Raw genomic sequence first — 14924 nt, forward strand, 5'->3', positions numbered from 1 at the left:
TCACCCCTTAAATCGTCTCTTGATGTCTTTGTGTTCATCCTGGAGTTTTGTTACGTCTTTAAAAATGGCTTTGGCTACTTCTTTATTATTTAATAGAACTGAGATAATTGGGTCTTTCATTGCGATAGCTTTTAGAATCTCACTTTGTTCTTCCAAAACAGCTAAAATCTTTTGAATGAACGGATGGTCTGCTAATTGCTGATAGCTGCTTGTTTGAGCGTTATTTGATGGTGCAGAAGATTGTTGCTCAAGCTTTTTCCCAACTAACGCAAGTAACTTCATGGCATCTGTTTTTTGACTTTGGTTTGTCGATTGCACAAAGTCTTGAATGTTCGACCATACTTTTGTACCTGCAGGTAAGTTATTAAAAACAGTTGGTACATCGGGACTAAGGCCTAAACGTCCATCTGGAAGCAAGAATGGTTCATACTCCCACCCATCGCCCAACATTGCACTTCCACCAACATGAAAATTTGTGCCGTTTTTGTATTTGCGTTTTCCCCTAGGTCCCCAGCCTCGTTTTCCATAAGGAAGGTCCGTTCTCCAACGTGTATTATTGAAAAATGCTAAGAGTTGGTCATATCCGCTATAGATATTCCCATGTCCTTTCATCTTGTAAGCATTAAAGGTTTGTGGAATGTACTGCAGTAATCCACGAGCTGGGTTTCCGTTGGCTGTGTTAATATCCCATACAGCCGATGATTGAACAATCTTCTCGTTACCACCGGACTCCCTGTGAATCTGAGCAATAATACCTTGTACCTCTTTTTCAGATACAGACTCATTCATTCGTGCTGCAGCTGCTAAAATAGCCGGTCGCCATGCTTTTGCTCCCTTACCACTAGGACTGGCTCCGCCACCAAATGGATTTAAGTCTTTCATTTTCTTCTTGATATAATCCACAAAGTCACTTTTAACCTTCTTCACTGATCCGCCAATGACATCATTAAATGCTCCACCGATGTTTGGTAACTTTGGAATAAACTTTGCGAATACCTGTTTCATCAATTCTTTCGGATTATCAAGGTATGACCACACATCAAGCGCTACATCTTTCACCTTTTGAGCACCAGCTTGAGCCGTATCAATGGCTTTGTCTTTCAATTTACCAGCACCAGCTGAAAGTTGTTGTCCCTTCTTCTTAAACCATTTTCCAACTGTACCTCCAGAATATTGAGGTATTGTACCTTCATCCATCAACTGTTTTGTTTGTGGTCCAGAAAAGACGTGTGTACCTTTAGGTAAGTTCATTAAGGTATCTCGGTCTGGAGACAACCCCATATAGCCACTAGGTGTCACAAATAATTCTTCCATTTTCCCATCACCTAGTACCGCAAGTCCTCCGGGGTGCCCATCTGTCCCTTTGGCATATTGCGGAATCGGCCAAAGAGGAAGCTCCTTCACATTAATTTTCTTTAAAACCCAGTTCACACCACCAATGGCTCCATTGACGCCTTCGCCAAGCGTTTCGGCCATTTTGTTTTTCAGTGAAGTAATGCCACTTACTACTTTTCCAGCCATCGACTTGATTCCATCACCAATTTTTCCGGGAAGAGCTTTTGCTCCATCAACAATATCCGTAAATACTTTGGATACTGATGTTTTCATATTGGTCATGATAGTACCGACACTGGATTTCATACTATTAAATCCATTAACAGCGAAGTTTTTCACGTTCGATACGCCTGTTGAAAAAATCGTTTTTACGTTTGTCCATAAGCCCGAAAAGACATTTTTAAAGCTGGATGCAAACACTTTTCCAAAAGAAAGGATTTTCCCAAACATGTTTAGTTGAATGAAGTTCCAAATAAATTGAATGGCTCCAGAGAAAATCTGTTTCAGTCCTTCCCACATTTTTCGGAAATCGCCAGTGAAAAGACCCGAAAAAACTTTGACTAGGCCCATCAAGACATTTAGTGAACCGGAAATAACTCCTTGGATATTCCCCCAAACAGATTTGATGATTCCAAGTATAAATGGCATGATAAACTGGATGACAGAAGAAATCCCTTGAAAGATTTTTGACGCCATCATTCCTACATTCGAGAGTGCTTGAATAATTGTCGAAGAGTTGTCCTGCCAAAATTGCTTAATCACCGAAAACTGTTCAAGAAAAAACTGTTTTACCGACTCAATAGCTGGCGCTAGAAAACTTAGCACATTTTGGCCAAACTCTTGCAATTTGGATCCTAGTGATGTAACACCATTCCTAAAGGTCTCTGAGTTTTTATAGAGTCCGATAAATCCGGTGGCAAGTAGCGTGATTATTCCAATTGTGAGACCTACTGGTCCTGTTAAGGCGGTAAAACCTAACCGTAACCATTTTAAGAGACCACCAGCTTTTGAGATATTACTTATGACAGGAGCCATCCCCGATACAATGTTTCTCAGCATCATCGTAAACATGCCACCAAATGTGATAACAGGCCCCATAACAGCAGCTATTCCTGCAAATGCAAGAATGGTATTTTGCGTGCTACTATCTAAGCTGTTAAATTTATCGACAACACCTGTAATGCCTTGTGTGATTTCTGTCGCAATTGGAGTGAGCGTCGTCCCTAGCTCAGCAATGGACTGCTGGAACTGCATAGAAGCTTGTCGTGACTCCACCAATCCTTCGTTGTTTTTTCGGAACTCTTCATTCAAACCACCAAGCCCGGTATCAGCTAGCGTTTTTAACACATACTGCTCTTCTGTTCCGTTTTTAATGGCATCCGTTAAACCAGCGTTAAACGTATCAAGGTTAATGCCAGAACGCTCAAGCAACTCGGCAAAAGGCCCAATTGCTGCACCGGTTGCTAGTGTTTCTTGTAATCCATCAGCTAATCCCTCAAATTTAAGTGTTTCAGAGAATTTAATGGAAGCACCAGATAATAAATCAACAGCTTGTGAAAGACCTTGTTCACTAAACGGTGTAGCCATTAAGTTCGAAAGACCTTCTACATTCGCATTCACATCTGGTGCAATAGCATTGATTTTCTCTAACTCTTTCCGCATGACATCCACATTAAACCCTGAACTAAAGGCGTTCGCATCTAATTTAGCCAAATCCCCACGCAGTTCTTCTGTTCCTTTCGTAACAGCTGCAAACGCACCAAGTACAGGAGCAGTAATGCTCATACTCATAGATTGACCAATGTCTGTTAAACTTCTACCAAACCCGTTCAGCTTTTCTCCTGCTTTTTCTGTTTCTTGGCCGAACTTAGCCCAATTACTTGTTGCTAGTCGCTGTTCTTCTTTTAAGTCAAATAAGCCAGCTTCGGCACGGGTAACAGAGCGTTGTAAGTTGTTTAAAGAGGCAGCTTGGTTGTTATAGGTTCGTGCTGCAGCTTCGGCTTGCTTAGAGCCTTCTCCATGCTCTTGAACCATCTTTTCATATTCAACTTTCGCTTGTTGGACAACACGTTTATGCACTTCTAGTTTTTTATTAAGACCTTGGACACGCGTTTCATATTTTTCAATCGACTTATCACCACGATCAAACGCGGAAAGGTTGGCCTTCATTTCGCTATCTACGGTTTTTAGTTTGTCTTTTAAACCAGTTAATCCTCGCTCAAGTTGTAAGGTGTCTAAATTCAGTCCTATCGCAAGACCTTCAACTCTTTCCATTGTTCACCCTCCCTTCATAAAGCCAATAAAAAAAGACTCTCTAAACATAGAAAGTCTTCATGGCATGAACTGTTTTATGGATAAGGTTAGATTAATTCGAAGAAAGAGTTTCCTCGTTGCGGCTTGTTTTGTTCTTCCAATAGGTCTAACACAAAGTGATAAGGCATATTTAATACTTCGTTGATGTCTTTTCCTTCTTTCATGAGGGAACGGACTAATTTATCTAAGTAATCCTTTTGCTTTTCCAATGTGAAATCTTCATCACTCAGTTCTTCTTCGCCAAAAACTTTTTTGTTTCATCTGTTTGTTGACCTCGTGCAATGAACGCAATTTGAGCTTGAAGTGTTTCAACAGCTTGTGGTGCATGTAAACCGTCAATCAGATTTTGTTTCGTGAATTTCCCTTTATACACTTCATTTGCGACAAAATCTACAAGTTTATCAATCAATTCTTTTTCATTATCGGCTTTCACTTTTTGCATCTCAGCAGCTAAATCCATTGCTTGATAGACTACCGATAACGGAATAAATGGTGGTGTCAGAAAGGTTTCTGTGATAATTTCTCCTTCTTTCACATCGGTTACAAGCTCAATTGTATTTCGTTTTAAATTTGCCATTGTGTATCCATCCTTTACGTTTTTATTTTTTATATAAAAAAGAGAATAGCTTTGACTATTCTCCAATGACTTTAATAACGGGTTGTCCTAACTTATTGCTCGTAGAAGCTAACTCATTCAATCGTTCTTCACTTACTTTTTTATTTAGAGGCTTTGGGTAACGGTCTCCTCTTTGATAAACTTTCCCGTTATCTTGAACATCTTTGAACTTTTGTACGACTTCATACTTTACTTTGCTCATCATCAATTCCTCCCTTATACTTCAGGTGTTGCATCTGGATGAGGTTTACCAAAGATTAAATTGAATAAGAAATCTCTGTTCGTTGTTGACCCTTTCGCATCATAAAAAACAAACATTGTTCCTTCATCTTCATCCTCGATGCCATCTACTTTTCTTGGCATGAATTCGCCATTTACTTCATCTTTTGAAAACTCAATAGATCCATCTTCTTTTGACTTACCAGAAATAGAAGACATCGTGAAGAGTCCCTTTGCAAACCCTAGCCATTCTGTTCCACCATCCTCAGCTGTTCGAGCGAACGCACAAGCCACGTAAGGCGGTGTCATATTCGGTGTATAAGCTACACCACTTCCAACCGTCTTTAACCCTAAGATTTTTGTTTTATCCTCCATTGGCACTTTATGAAAGGACGTCACAACAGAAATAGGCCCATTAGCCACTGCCAATTCGGCTGTTTTATTATCTCCAGAGGCTCTTGTAATTTCTTGTGGCGTATCAACTGAAATCTCTTGAGCGAATTCAATTCGTTCGGGTGAAGTTTCTACAATTCCTGTTTCATCTGCATTTAATACACCGTAATGAAACTCTGTTAAACCAGTGAATGATTTATAATTCTTTTTTGTAACCATTTATTCCACTCCTTTTATATCTCAACAATGTATTCTTTGCCTATATAGCGTCTGGCATCGCGAAAAATGGCTGTTTCTGGTTCATATTCATCTATCCCATCTCCATATGGAGAAAAACCGACTACCTCTGTCATAATGATTCGTACTTCTTTTGCTACACGCTGTGTATCCTCTAAAGATTGTGACCAGACCTCAATTTGATAGAAATATTCATCAGTCATCGGCTTATTATCCGCATAATCACCGGGACGCGGTGTTGCTAATGGATCAATGACAATATATACACCCTCCATGTTGTCAGTGGGTGGATACTCATAAAACTTAATGCGATTCTCAACCTTTTGCTGAATAAGAGGACTTGTTAGCAATGCATCGTATAGTTGATAAAGCACTACAATCCTCTCCTTACTGCATTGAGTAGCGCTGCTTGATACGCTTTTTCAGCATTGCGTAATGCTCTGGCAATAGCTCCTTTACCTTTTGGGTTAGGATTTTTAACCGTTCCCCACTCATTTAAGTGGATAATACGATACCTTCCTTTTGGGCCACGCCAATGAACTTTAATCGTTCGTGCACCCGCAATCGTCATTGGCTTCGATATGGTAATCTCTTCGATGGAGCCTCCTGTATCTTTAAACAATTCAAACTGCAGCTTTAACTCACGAACAAAGGCTTTGGCTCCTTCTTTTAATGCCTGGTCACTGATACGTTGGACAGCTGCCGGTCCATATTTTTTCTCTAAGGTACTTAATAGCTGGTTAAGGCCTGTAACCTTCACACTCATACATTTGCCACTCCTGCGACAATATCAATAAACCGCCTATCTTGAAGGTTGGGTTGTACACTTTTAATGTTGTATTTGATATTTTGATAATCGATTTCGTCAATCGCAATATAGTGCAAATTAGATGGACGGTATTCAGTCAATGGATCTCGAATGGTAATGGTGACATCTGATAATGTACCGTTTGCTTTGGCCATTTCTAAGTCTTTTAGCCATACACGGTCGACTTTTCCAAATGTACGAAAGACCTCTTCATCCTTTGACTCTCCTGGTAGTGGGCCAACATTCGGTTTATTTCTATAAAAAAGAATAGGTGTCCGTAACTCTCCGTTATGAAGACGTGGTGGCTTGTATTTAAACTCACGCATTCTCTTCACCATCTTCCAATGTCATTGTTTCTAGCACCTTATCAACACTTAAACTATTAATCTCGGTTAAGAAATTATCGTTAAAGTATTCTAAAGCATCATTGTAAACGTAACGAGAGCGCTCAAATACAAGCTCCTTAAACTCTTCGTCTTGTTCAATATCATAATCACCACAAACTCTTTTTAAAGCTGTAACGGAAGCAGAAAGGATGCGCGTTAAATTCGCATCCTCATGATTCCCTAGTCGATTTCGTTCTTTAAATTCCATTAGAATTTCATTTGTGATGGCCAATTACATCACCTCATACCTTATACAGCTGGTGTCGTATCGAATGAAATATTAAGATCATACACCAATGCTGTTTTGTTATCTTTCGGCTTTCCGTTTGCAAATTGCTTAATTGTGTACAAGGTTGCATCTTCAATGGCTAACGTTTGGTCGAACTTTTTAAGTTTATATCCACCAGCAATAGCTGCTAAGTATTCACCTTTCACAAAGAATACGGCTTTACCAACCGGTACCTCTTCTGACTCAACGACTTGAATGTTATACGGTAAAGCCATTACCCACTGACCATTAGCTGTTTGAATGGTATTTCGTGCTTGTACACCAATCGCATCAATCGGATTGACCACCATTACAATCTTGTTTAATACTTTTCGAGCTTTTCCTTTTGCATTTGTGGAAAGAGCTTTTACCACTCCATACAGCTCGCCAGCTACTGTTTCGCCGTATTGAGAAGGAGCAAACGTTAATGTTCCAGAAGATTCTTTCGTTGTAATGGCACCCGTAGTAGGGTCAACATTTTTCATTAATCCTACTGGTTGACTAACAACAGCTCCACCGCCATTTACAAAACCGAACTCTAAACCAACTGTATACGATTCAATTAAAACCGTACGAACAAAACGTTCCACCCAAACTGGCCCCAACTCTAACATATCGTTTGGAATAGCAGCAAAAGCCGTTAATTTAAGTTGGCCAATAGATTCTTCTCTAAATGCTGCATTGACTTGCCCACGGATATCTCCAAACAACTCGCCCCAAGCATAAGCTTTTGTTGCATCTGAATAAATGAACTTTGTAACAGCTCCTAAGTCTTGTAGTCCAAGCGCACCAAGTAAAGGGTGTTCCGTTACTAGCTCTTCAAAAATACGCTCTTGTGTTGTTTCTGGAAGAATAGAATCATCTTTGAATCCACCGTCTTGCACAACTGCATTAAAAAACTTTGTTTCCTCGGATGTTAAAACATTTTGGCCACGTTGTTGTAAAATTGAACGATCTAGCATTTCGCTATTTACTTGCTTACTGATATTTGATGCTACTTCTTGCTGCAGCGCATCAAAATAGTTTTGAAACGCTTCTGTTTGTTCTTGCTCTGTGCTATTTTCACTTGAAAGAGCAGCTGTTAACTTCGTCTTTGCATTTTGAAGAGCTTCGGATTTATTCGTAAATTTAATTGTCATTGGTGATTCCTCCATTTTTATAAATTTAAAAAGAGCTTACTCAATTTCCTCTGGTTAACAGGTGGAAGAGTAGGCTCTTTCGGTTCATTTCTTTTATGAAGCTGTAAATCATTTAGGATTTCTGCCTTTAAATCAGCAAGTGATGCTTGTAAATCCTCTTTTGTAATCCCTTGTCCTTTTTTCATATTGCCTTTTCGAAACCCCTCAATGACTTGTTGAGGAATCATTGCCGTGACAGCACTTGAAGCTGTTGCTTTAAATGTCTGATTCGTGTTCGTGAACATAATTTCATCAACAAAACCATGCTCTAATGCTTCTTGTGCACCCATCCATGTTTCTTTGGCCATCATGTCTAATAGCTCTTGCTCCTCTTTACCTGTTTTCAACACATACGCATTTACAATGGCTCTATCTGTGATTTTCAGCATTTCAGAGGCTTTATCCATTGAGCGATGATCACCACGGTTCCCCATAGACGCATTGTGAATCATAATTTGAGCTGTTGGTGAAATTAACACTTTATCTCCTGCAGTTCCAATGAAAGAAGCTGCGCTTGCAGCTAAACCAACAATATGTGTCTCTACATATCCTGGATAGTTTTTAAGAGCTGTATAGATTTCTGAACCATCATCTACATAACCACCTGGGCTGTTAATAGATACAATAATATCTTCTCCATTTGCATTTTCTAACTGCTCGATAATCATACGCGGGCTTGTAGCGTCCATTTCAAACCACTCATAAATCCAAGCTTCATCGTTAGAAATAATTGGCCCTTTAATATCAATGTTCATTGTCATTTTGTTTCTCACCTCCTTCATCGTGACTCATTTCAGCATAGTTCTTCGTAATATAATGCTTGTCCAGCTTCGGATCATCGGAAGGGTCATAACCTACCTCCTGACGAATTTCATTTCCTGTAAATGCACTAGAAGAAATAAGCTTATCAATACTTGTAGCAAGGTCGAAGATGCTTTGATAAGAAATGCATTTAATATCAATCTTTTGCCCAGCTAGATATTCGTCTTTCTCAAAAAACTTCACGTTTGCTTCATCCGCTAGTTTTTTTAATAAAGGTTTAACTGTAAAAAGCATATAATTTTTTGTTTGCTTCTCCACATCTGCCATCTCTCCATACACCAGGCTTGTTGGAATCCCTAACGCCATTGCTACTTGATTGAAAAAACCATTTGTGACTTTATTAATTTCATCAACACTTTGGCCGGTTTTTCCTCCATTCGACTTTTCCTCATACTTAAATCCTGGTTGTTGAGGAATAATAGCTACATCTTTTTCACCAACTGCTTTATACATGTTGTCGATGAATTCTTGTAGCTTTGCTTGATGCTGTGGACTCTTGGCAGCCAACATATCCATATCTACTGTACCGCGGATTTGATTTTTGCGTTTTTGAGAATTTAAGATTCTCCCAAATAAATCTCCGTAATCAGTAAATAGGCTATCAATTAAAGGCGTTAACTTTTCGTTTCGATAACGTAAATGAATGACCTCGTTCTGTTTAAAGCTCCGCTGAAACGTATAGTCTTTAACGGTGACATTAACAAAGACATCCTCATATACGGCATACTCAATATGTTGGAAGTCATCTGCAAGTAAAAGATCTCCGTCATCCGATTGGACAATTAAACATTCATTATCAAAGACAAGCTTATGAATAAACGTCTCCCAAAACGTACTGGCTGTCATGTTCTTGTTTGGTCGGACATTTAGCCGGTAGTACAGTTCGTCTTTTACATAGGAAGAACCATTCTTCACTCTAAATTCAGATTGACTAATTGTCCTGCCTAAAAATGCGATACATGTATCCAGAACTAACTTTTTCATGTGAACTCGGTTTGCCTTTGTAATAAACATTTCCACATCAAACATAAAACCAAGTTCACTATTTCGTTTAAAAATCCCATCTAGCCACCCAATTGTCCTCACCCCCTTTACATTGCATAATCTTTAGACTTTAATTACTTCAACTTGGGAAAGCCCTAGATGTTCACGGTTGCTATTAATGCGCTCTATTCCTTTCTCGCAGTATTCCTCTTCTAATTCAAAGCCGATCCAGTTTCGTTTGGTGTTGTCACAAGCTACAGCTGTTGTAAAGCTCCCCATACAATTATCCAACACCACGTCACCAGGGTTAGTGTATGTTTTAATCAAATACTCAAAAAGAGTGAGTGGTTTTTGAGTTGGGTGAAACGTTTTGCTATCTCTAGGGAAATCTAAAACACTCTTTGGATAATTTGTATACTTAGGTGTGTAGTCATTTAAAAGGCTTTTCTCATTTTTACCATAGATGCTGCTTACTGTTTTCCTCGACTTCTTACGTGCTTTCACTAAAGGTAATAATCCTTGCGGATGGTAAGTAGGGAGCTTTTTATAAAATATACAAATATTCTCATGGTTTTTTAAAGGCATTCGGTTTGCATTTGGAAAACCTGTAGAATGTCTTCCTTTTTTCCATATCCACTCATAGCGAAACAAGCGAATATTACTTGCGATGAGCTTCGTTGTAAACGGTTGGCTAGCAGTTAAGACAATAGCGCCATTATCTTTAATAATTCGCTCGTATTGTTCCCAAAGTCTACCGAAAGGAATAATCTCATCCCAACTACACTTAGTAGTTCCGTACGGAAGATCACACAAAATCATGTCGATAGACTTGTCTGGTAGTAACTCCATTCCTTTCAAACAATCCATGTTGTAAATCGTGTTGATACGCAAATTCATTTACTTTTTCCACCCCTATGCATATAATTAACAAGAACGTTTGTTTGCTTTTTCTATAGGGAGGTTTTGGGAAACCAAGCCTCTTTTTTGTTTTTATTAAAACTTAATTCCCCCTAATATAAAGTCTGCTTCATCAACAATGATATTATCTGCTTGCCATAAGGCATGAATGAATGCCTGGAATCCATCTGTTTTACGTTTAAACTCATCTTTCTTCAAATACTCTTTGTTTCCGTCTTTTTTTATGTGTACGTATACATTGTTTGTATACCAGCGCATCAATGGGTTGTCACCAAATATAAGCTGGCGCTTCGCAAATAATGTTTCAACACGCGGAGCTAATAAGGAATGAATGGCTTTAGGGTTTCGTATATACAGCAAATGAAAACCCTCAGCCTCTAATGCTGATTTCACTAAATCTAATCTGAAGGTGTCTGCTACAATCGTTGTTACACCATATCGTTCACGCATCTCAACGAACCAGTTTACAATATGTTGTATATCAATAACCGGCTCATCCACAATCGTTAAAAGCCCATCCGCTTCCCATTCAGTTATTGGGACCTTTAAGCTAACCGTATCTAAGAATCCCTTTCGAACAAAGGAATGGGTTTTCCAAATATAGTCCTCACCGAATTTAAACAACAAGCCAACCGCTGCAAAGTCTTTAATACTGGCAAAATCAAGACCACCTACACATGTACGATGTGATAGATCAGGAAATGGGCGGTTAGTAGCTAAAATCTCTTCCCAAGATGCAACAGACTTTGTTAAATCTTTTTCTGGGAAGTTCATCCGCTTTGTCATAAAAGCAACGCGTCCATCTTTGTTACGGAATTGTTTTCTGACTTTGTTCATTAACCGCTTTGCTCTGGATGTTAAAGGCTTTTCAAATGCAGGGTTTGCTTTCTCCCACATATCTTCACTGTTAACTTCCTCTTTGTCATCAAGCTTACAAATAAACGGAAAAATTCGATCTTCTAAATCAGCTCCGCTAAGCACATCTTTACAACGAAGCATTAACTTGTCGTAAAATCCTTCACGAACAAATCCATTTGTTCCTATAAAAAATTCACGCGGGTTACGAACCTTACCAAGACCACCAGAAAATACATCGACAATTTCTCGGTCTACCATCTCATGAATTTCATCATAAATAACGCAACCTTCACGGCCACCATCTTTGGTGCCCGCATTCGATGTACGGAAACGGAAAACACTTTTTGTTTTATTTCCGGTTATCTTCAGCTTCGTTGAAGCAAACTGTTTCTTTAAAGACGAACTTTCATCAATTGCATTGTAAACTTCCTTAAAACTCATTTCTGCCTGGTCTTCGCTATTTGCAACAACTGACACATCATAATTTTTTATTCCATGCAATGGACTAATAAAATAATGAGCGAGTGTAGAGATAAAACCATTTTTCCCTCCACCACGGCCCATTGTGATAAAAAATTCCTCAAAGAACAATTCGTCATCTTCTTTAAAATATAAAAAAATAAATGGTGCAATAAATTTCTCCCACGGATCTAATTTAAAGTACCATTTCTCACTAAATTTTATATAGTTTTCGATTTGTTCTTCATCAAAGTAAATATCGTCTCGCGTCAAAACATACTTCTCGAGATAGGTAATTAAGTCGATTCTCTCCTGATTTAAAAGAATCTTTCCATCTCGATACGATTGAATGTATTGGTCCACATACTTATTTCTAATCATGTTAGATCATCTTCATCTTCATCATCTTCTACAGGAATATTTAAAGATAAGTCCTTTAATATCTGCAGCATTTGTTTGTTCACCGCTAATTGATCTTTAACAGATGGATTGTTTTTATACATCTCAACACCTACAGAAGAACGGTCTTTAAAAACAACGCCTCTTTCTTTAATATCCTTTTGCAAAGCGTTTTTGTTGTCCCAGAGATTCATATAATCATTGACTAAATCTCTATAAACTTCTCCAGAAAAACCTCTATTTTCAAGCTGCTCCAATAACGATTTCCTAATAGTCGTCTTGCCCATGCCCTCCCTCCTTTCAATATCTATTCTAAAAATCCTTATGTGCGCGAAGAAATCTGCGGAATCGAGCCCCCTCCTCGTTCCCCAGGCAAAAAAATTTTGATGAAATTATTTTAGGGGGGGTATGTTATACTTTTCCTTTTAAAATTTCTAGAATGTCATCAACATCTTTTTCTTCAACGTTGAATGCTTTTGCTCTTTCGCATATAAATTTAATTTCTTGCATTGCTTTTACACATTCACTTAGAACTGAAAAAACCGATGCTTCTTCTTTCTTATTTACCACTTCTCATCATCCCATCTGTTTTCTTTTTTTCTAAAAAAGAAACGCTTATGCTTTTTGTTGTGGCACGGAATACAAAGTGTTTGTAAGTTATCCATCTCTAATGCTAATTCGGGATGTGTATATATCTCTTTAATATGGTCAACATCTAACCGCTTGTGTTTCTCTGGATCATGAGCATCCGTATAAACAAGACCGTTTCGCTTACACTCTTGGCACTCATAGTTGTCCCGCTTTAATACTTGTTGCCTCAAGTCTCGCCAAGCTTTTGATTTGTAAAATTTCATCTTCTGTTCTTTTGTTACATACTCAGTTTTACTTTGCTGATACTCTAAATCATACTTAGCAAACCAATCTTCGATAACTTGTTCAAGCTCATCTTTATCAGTCCGACTACTCTTTGCTAATCGTTCTCTGCATTCATCAATGCTTGCACTCATTCTGATAAACTCAACATCTAATCCATCAAGCTTGCTCTGTAAATCTTTTGATATAAATACTGTAATAATATAAATGGTATCAATATTAAAATCACGCTTTGCCTTATCAATTATCAAATCTCTAAACTTCATAACATAATCAATCAGATTATGATTAGTAGTTTGATAAGGTAGCCCTGATATATTCTGCATAATGTCATCAAAGTCAAACAGCAAGTCATTATTGCTCATATGTTGTTTAGCGTATGTACTTTTACCTGATGCTGGCGCTCCGTAGATAATTTTGACCTTAGCCAATACCAATCAACTTCTTTAACCTAACCAGTAATGACTCTTTTTTCTTATCTTTAATCGTAATCCTACACTTTGTTTCACCGTTAATAACAACAGGTTCGATGTTGTAATCATCAGTTGGCTCAGCAATTATGCCACTTTTAAATAGTCTTGCACTAGGTATTTTATGACACATACTCAATCATCTCCTATTCAATACAAAATAAAAAAGACACTGATAAGTCAATGTCTTTTAATTCCTATCTAATGCTAACTCTGGATAATGTTCTAGTTCTTTAATGTGATGGACAACAAGCTTTATCTTCTTACGCTTTGCACTCTCACTATATTCATTCATATCAATTGATACACGACCATGCCGCTTACATTCCTGGCATTCATAGTTGTCCCGCTTCTTTATCTTTTCACGTATTCTCTTCCAATCACCACTGTCATAGAACTTACGCTTCTGTTGGATTGTTTTATATTCAAGCACGTTGTAACCCTAGCTTTTGCCAAATAGATTTAGATTCTTGTGATAATGAATTCCTACCCCAAGACTCAATCCTTTTGGCATGTATACTCTTGGCTTATTGCATAACACTTGGTTACTCTTTCTTGTATCATAAGGAACCGACCGCTTCCAATTCATATACATAGCTTTCCGCTTTTGTATTTGCTCTTGCACATTTACTTTATAGTTCATCCACTCTCTAAACTTGTTTAAGAACTTCTCATATATAGCTTTAACTAAATTTCTAAATGCGTTTTGTATAGTAGCAATAACTTTTCTAATCTCTTCGTTTTTCATATTGATCACCTCACATATTTTATAAGACATAATAAAAAGGACACTGTTAATCAGCATCCTTTTTACTTATTTGTTTAGATTTAGCGTAAATAGTTGAACGTGGAACACCTGTAAGCTTTACAATGTCATTAACGCTTAATTCATTGACCTCACGTTCAGCAAACAATTTAAGAGCTTGTTGTACTTGTTTTTCAGACTGTCCTATACGCCCTATATGTTTACCTTGTTTCTTAGCTCTTTCTCGTCCTTCTGTTGTACGTTCATTGATTAAATCTCTCTCAAATTCTGCTATTGCTCCCAACATAGTAAACATGAGCTTACCCGCTGGTGTTGAGAAATCAATTTGTTCTTTAATAAAAACAACACCCACACCTTTTTCTTTTAAACTGTGAACGATATTATGCAAATCTCTCGTTGAACGGGCTAAGCGGTCAATCTTATAGACGACTAATGTGTCGCCTTCCTTTAAATAATCGAGAGCTTTTTTAAACTCTGGACGTTTGGCATTAGCTTGTTGTTTTTCATAAAAGATTTTTGTGCAACCATATAACTCTAACTTTTCCACCTGTAAGGCATAATCTTGACTAAGAGAACTTACTCTTGCATAGCCAACTAATTCACCACTCATTTAATTCTCCAC

Annotated in this window: 20 protein-coding genes and 1 pseudogene; all 21 read right to left on the minus strand. The window is 38.0% G+C overall.

Going from position 1 to position 14924, the window contains the following annotated elements; genetic code table 11:
• A complete protein-coding gene (locus tag AS180_RS05250; RefSeq protein ID WP_062686515.1) occupies window positions 1-3609 on the minus strand; it encodes a hypothetical protein in 3609 nt (1202 codons plus the stop codon).
• 86 nt (window positions 3610-3695) lie between these two features.
• Window positions 3696-3857: a phage tail assembly chaperone GT gene (gene gpGT, locus AS180_RS22275; protein WP_153301196.1), complete on the minus strand. Its 162-nt coding sequence runs from the start codon at window positions 3855-3857 to the stop codon at window positions 3696-3698.
• A 17-nt stretch (window positions 3858-3874) separates the two neighbouring features.
• Window positions 3875-4225, minus strand: coding sequence for a phage tail assembly chaperone G (gpG, locus tag AS180_RS05255; RefSeq protein ID WP_025906991.1), 351 nt, complete (start codon window positions 4223-4225; stop codon window positions 3875-3877).
• A 55-nt stretch (window positions 4226-4280) separates the two neighbouring features.
• A complete protein-coding gene (locus AS180_RS05260) occupies window positions 4281-4466 on the minus strand; it encodes a hypothetical protein (RefSeq protein WP_061785165.1) in 186 nt (61 codons plus the stop codon).
• A gap of 14 nt (window positions 4467-4480) precedes the next feature.
• Window positions 4481-5095 (minus strand): major tail protein, encoded by a 615-nt coding sequence (locus tag AS180_RS05265; protein ID WP_062686516.1) that lies wholly within the window; start codon window positions 5093-5095, stop codon window positions 4481-4483.
• A gap of 14 nt (window positions 5096-5109) precedes the next feature.
• Window positions 5110-5487: a hypothetical protein gene (locus AS180_RS05270; protein WP_061785163.1), complete on the minus strand. Its 378-nt coding sequence runs from the start codon at window positions 5485-5487 to the stop codon at window positions 5110-5112.
• Window positions 5487-5879: an HK97-gp10 family putative phage morphogenesis protein gene (locus AS180_RS05275; protein WP_061785162.1), complete on the minus strand. Its 393-nt coding sequence runs from the start codon at window positions 5877-5879 to the stop codon at window positions 5487-5489. The genes AS180_RS05270 and AS180_RS05275 overlap by 1 nt, the downstream gene beginning before the upstream one ends.
• Window positions 5876-6247: a hypothetical protein gene (locus AS180_RS05280; RefSeq protein WP_061785161.1), complete on the minus strand. Its 372-nt coding sequence runs from the start codon at window positions 6245-6247 to the stop codon at window positions 5876-5878. Before AS180_RS05280 ends, AS180_RS05275 begins: the two co-directional genes overlap by 4 nt.
• Window positions 6240-6515, minus strand: coding sequence for a hypothetical protein (locus tag AS180_RS05285; RefSeq protein ID WP_061785174.1), 276 nt, complete (start codon window positions 6513-6515; stop codon window positions 6240-6242). Before AS180_RS05285 ends, AS180_RS05280 begins: the two co-directional genes overlap by 8 nt.
• 41 nt (window positions 6516-6556) lie before the next feature.
• Window positions 6557-7714 (minus strand): phage major capsid protein, encoded by a 1158-nt coding sequence (locus tag AS180_RS05290; protein ID WP_062686517.1) that lies wholly within the window; start codon window positions 7712-7714, stop codon window positions 6557-6559.
• Between the two features lie 17 nt (window positions 7715-7731).
• Window positions 7732-8514 carry a head maturation protease, ClpP-related gene (locus tag AS180_RS05295; RefSeq protein WP_062686518.1) on the minus strand — a complete coding sequence of 261 codons (783 nt, stop codon included), beginning with the start codon at window positions 8512-8514 and terminating at the stop codon, window positions 7732-7734.
• Window positions 8498-9661 (minus strand): phage portal protein, encoded by a 1164-nt coding sequence (locus AS180_RS05300; protein ID WP_090752729.1) that lies wholly within the window; start codon window positions 9659-9661, stop codon window positions 8498-8500. Before AS180_RS05300 ends, AS180_RS05295 begins: the two co-directional genes overlap by 17 nt.
• 21 nt (window positions 9662-9682) lie before the next feature.
• Window positions 9683-10456, minus strand: coding sequence for a DNA-methyltransferase (locus AS180_RS05305; RefSeq protein ID WP_061785158.1), 774 nt, complete (start codon window positions 10454-10456; stop codon window positions 9683-9685).
• Window positions 10457-10552: 96 nt separating this feature from the next.
• Window positions 10553-12175, minus strand: a complete 1623-nt coding sequence (locus AS180_RS05310) for a terminase large subunit domain-containing protein (protein ID WP_062686519.1) — start codon at window positions 12173-12175, stop codon at window positions 10553-10555.
• Window positions 12172-12480, minus strand: a complete 309-nt coding sequence (locus tag AS180_RS05315) for a P27 family phage terminase small subunit (RefSeq protein ID WP_061785156.1) — start codon at window positions 12478-12480, stop codon at window positions 12172-12174. The genes AS180_RS05310 and AS180_RS05315 overlap by 4 nt, the downstream gene beginning before the upstream one ends.
• Window positions 12481-12604: 124 nt before the next feature.
• Window positions 12605-12763: a hypothetical protein gene (locus tag AS180_RS22280; RefSeq protein WP_156413447.1), complete on the minus strand. Its 159-nt coding sequence runs from the start codon at window positions 12761-12763 to the stop codon at window positions 12605-12607.
• Complete coding sequence (locus AS180_RS05320) at window positions 12757-13047, minus strand: HNH endonuclease (RefSeq protein ID WP_062686531.1); 291 nt, start codon at window positions 13045-13047, stop codon at window positions 12757-12759. The genes AS180_RS22280 and AS180_RS05320 overlap by 7 nt, the downstream gene beginning before the upstream one ends.
• 442 nt (window positions 13048-13489) lie before the next feature.
• Window positions 13490-13669, minus strand: coding sequence for a hypothetical protein (locus AS180_RS05325; protein WP_062686520.1), 180 nt, complete (start codon window positions 13667-13669; stop codon window positions 13490-13492).
• Between the two features lie 66 nt (window positions 13670-13735).
• Window positions 13736-13969: pseudogene (locus tag AS180_RS05330) on the minus strand (HNH endonuclease); the annotation flags it as partial.
• 9 nt (window positions 13970-13978) lie between these two features.
• Complete coding sequence (locus AS180_RS05335) at window positions 13979-14284, minus strand: hypothetical protein (protein WP_062686521.1); 306 nt, start codon at window positions 14282-14284, stop codon at window positions 13979-13981.
• A gap of 46 nt (window positions 14285-14330) precedes the next feature.
• Entirely contained in the window at window positions 14331-14912 is a 582-nt protein-coding gene (locus AS180_RS05340) for a recombinase family protein (RefSeq protein WP_062686522.1), read from the minus strand.
• Window positions 14913-14924 lie beyond the last annotated feature (12 nt).

Origin of the sequence: Priestia veravalensis (genome assembly GCF_001457055.1) — a bacterium.
Classification (GTDB): Bacteria; Bacillota; Bacilli; order Bacillales; family Bacillaceae_H; genus Priestia; species Priestia flexa.

Bases quoted from the DNA above. Each gene is read 5' to 3' on its own strand.
- AS180_RS05305 (WP_061785158.1), bottom strand. From the start codon at position 10,456: ATGAATTTGCGTATCAACACGATTTACAACATGGATTGTTTGAAAGGA.
- AS180_RS05285 (WP_061785174.1), bottom strand. From the start codon at position 6,515: ATGGAATTTAAAGAACGAAATCGACTAGGGAATCATGAGGATGCGAAT.
- AS180_RS05295 (WP_062686518.1), bottom strand. From the start codon at position 8,514: ATGACAATGAACATTGATATTAAAGGGCCAATTATTTCTAACGATGAA.
- AS180_RS05335 (WP_062686521.1), bottom strand. From the start codon at position 14,284: ATGAAAAACGAAGAGATTAGAAAAGTTATTGCTACTATACAAAACGCA.
- AS180_RS05315 (WP_061785156.1), bottom strand. From the start codon at position 12,480: ATGGGCAAGACGACTATTAGGAAATCGTTATTGGAGCAGCTTGAAAAT.
- AS180_RS05275 (WP_061785162.1), bottom strand. From the start codon at position 5,879: ATGAGTGTGAAGGTTACAGGCCTTAACCAGCTATTAAGTACCTTAGAG.
- AS180_RS05340 (WP_062686522.1), bottom strand. From the start codon at position 14,912: ATGAGTGGTGAATTAGTTGGCTATGCAAGAGTAAGTTCTCTTAGTCAA.
- AS180_RS05260 (WP_061785165.1), bottom strand. From the start codon at position 4,466: ATGAGCAAAGTAAAGTATGAAGTCGTACAAAAGTTCAAAGATGTTCAA.
- AS180_RS05310 (WP_062686519.1), bottom strand. From the start codon at position 12,175: ATGATTAGAAATAAGTATGTGGACCAATACATTCAATCGTATCGAGAT.
- gpG (WP_025906991.1), bottom strand. From the start codon at position 4,225: ATGGCAAATTTAAAACGAAATACAATTGAGCTTGTAACCGATGTGAAA.
- AS180_RS05320 (WP_062686531.1), bottom strand. From the start codon at position 13,047: ATGAAATTTTACAAATCAAAAGCTTGGCGAGACTTGAGGCAACAAGTA.
- AS180_RS05250 (WP_062686515.1), bottom strand. From the start codon at position 3,609: ATGGAAAGAGTTGAAGGTCTTGCGATAGGACTGAATTTAGACACCTTA.
- AS180_RS05280 (WP_061785161.1), bottom strand. From the start codon at position 6,247: ATGCGTGAGTTTAAATACAAGCCACCACGTCTTCATAACGGAGAGTTA.
- AS180_RS05325 (WP_062686520.1), bottom strand. From the start codon at position 13,669: ATGTGTCATAAAATACCTAGTGCAAGACTATTTAAAAGTGGCATAATT.
- AS180_RS05265 (WP_062686516.1), bottom strand. From the start codon at position 5,095: ATGGTTACAAAAAAGAATTATAAATCATTCACTGGTTTAACAGAGTTT.
- AS180_RS05290 (WP_062686517.1), bottom strand. From the start codon at position 7,714: ATGACAATTAAATTTACGAATAAATCCGAAGCTCTTCAAAATGCAAAG.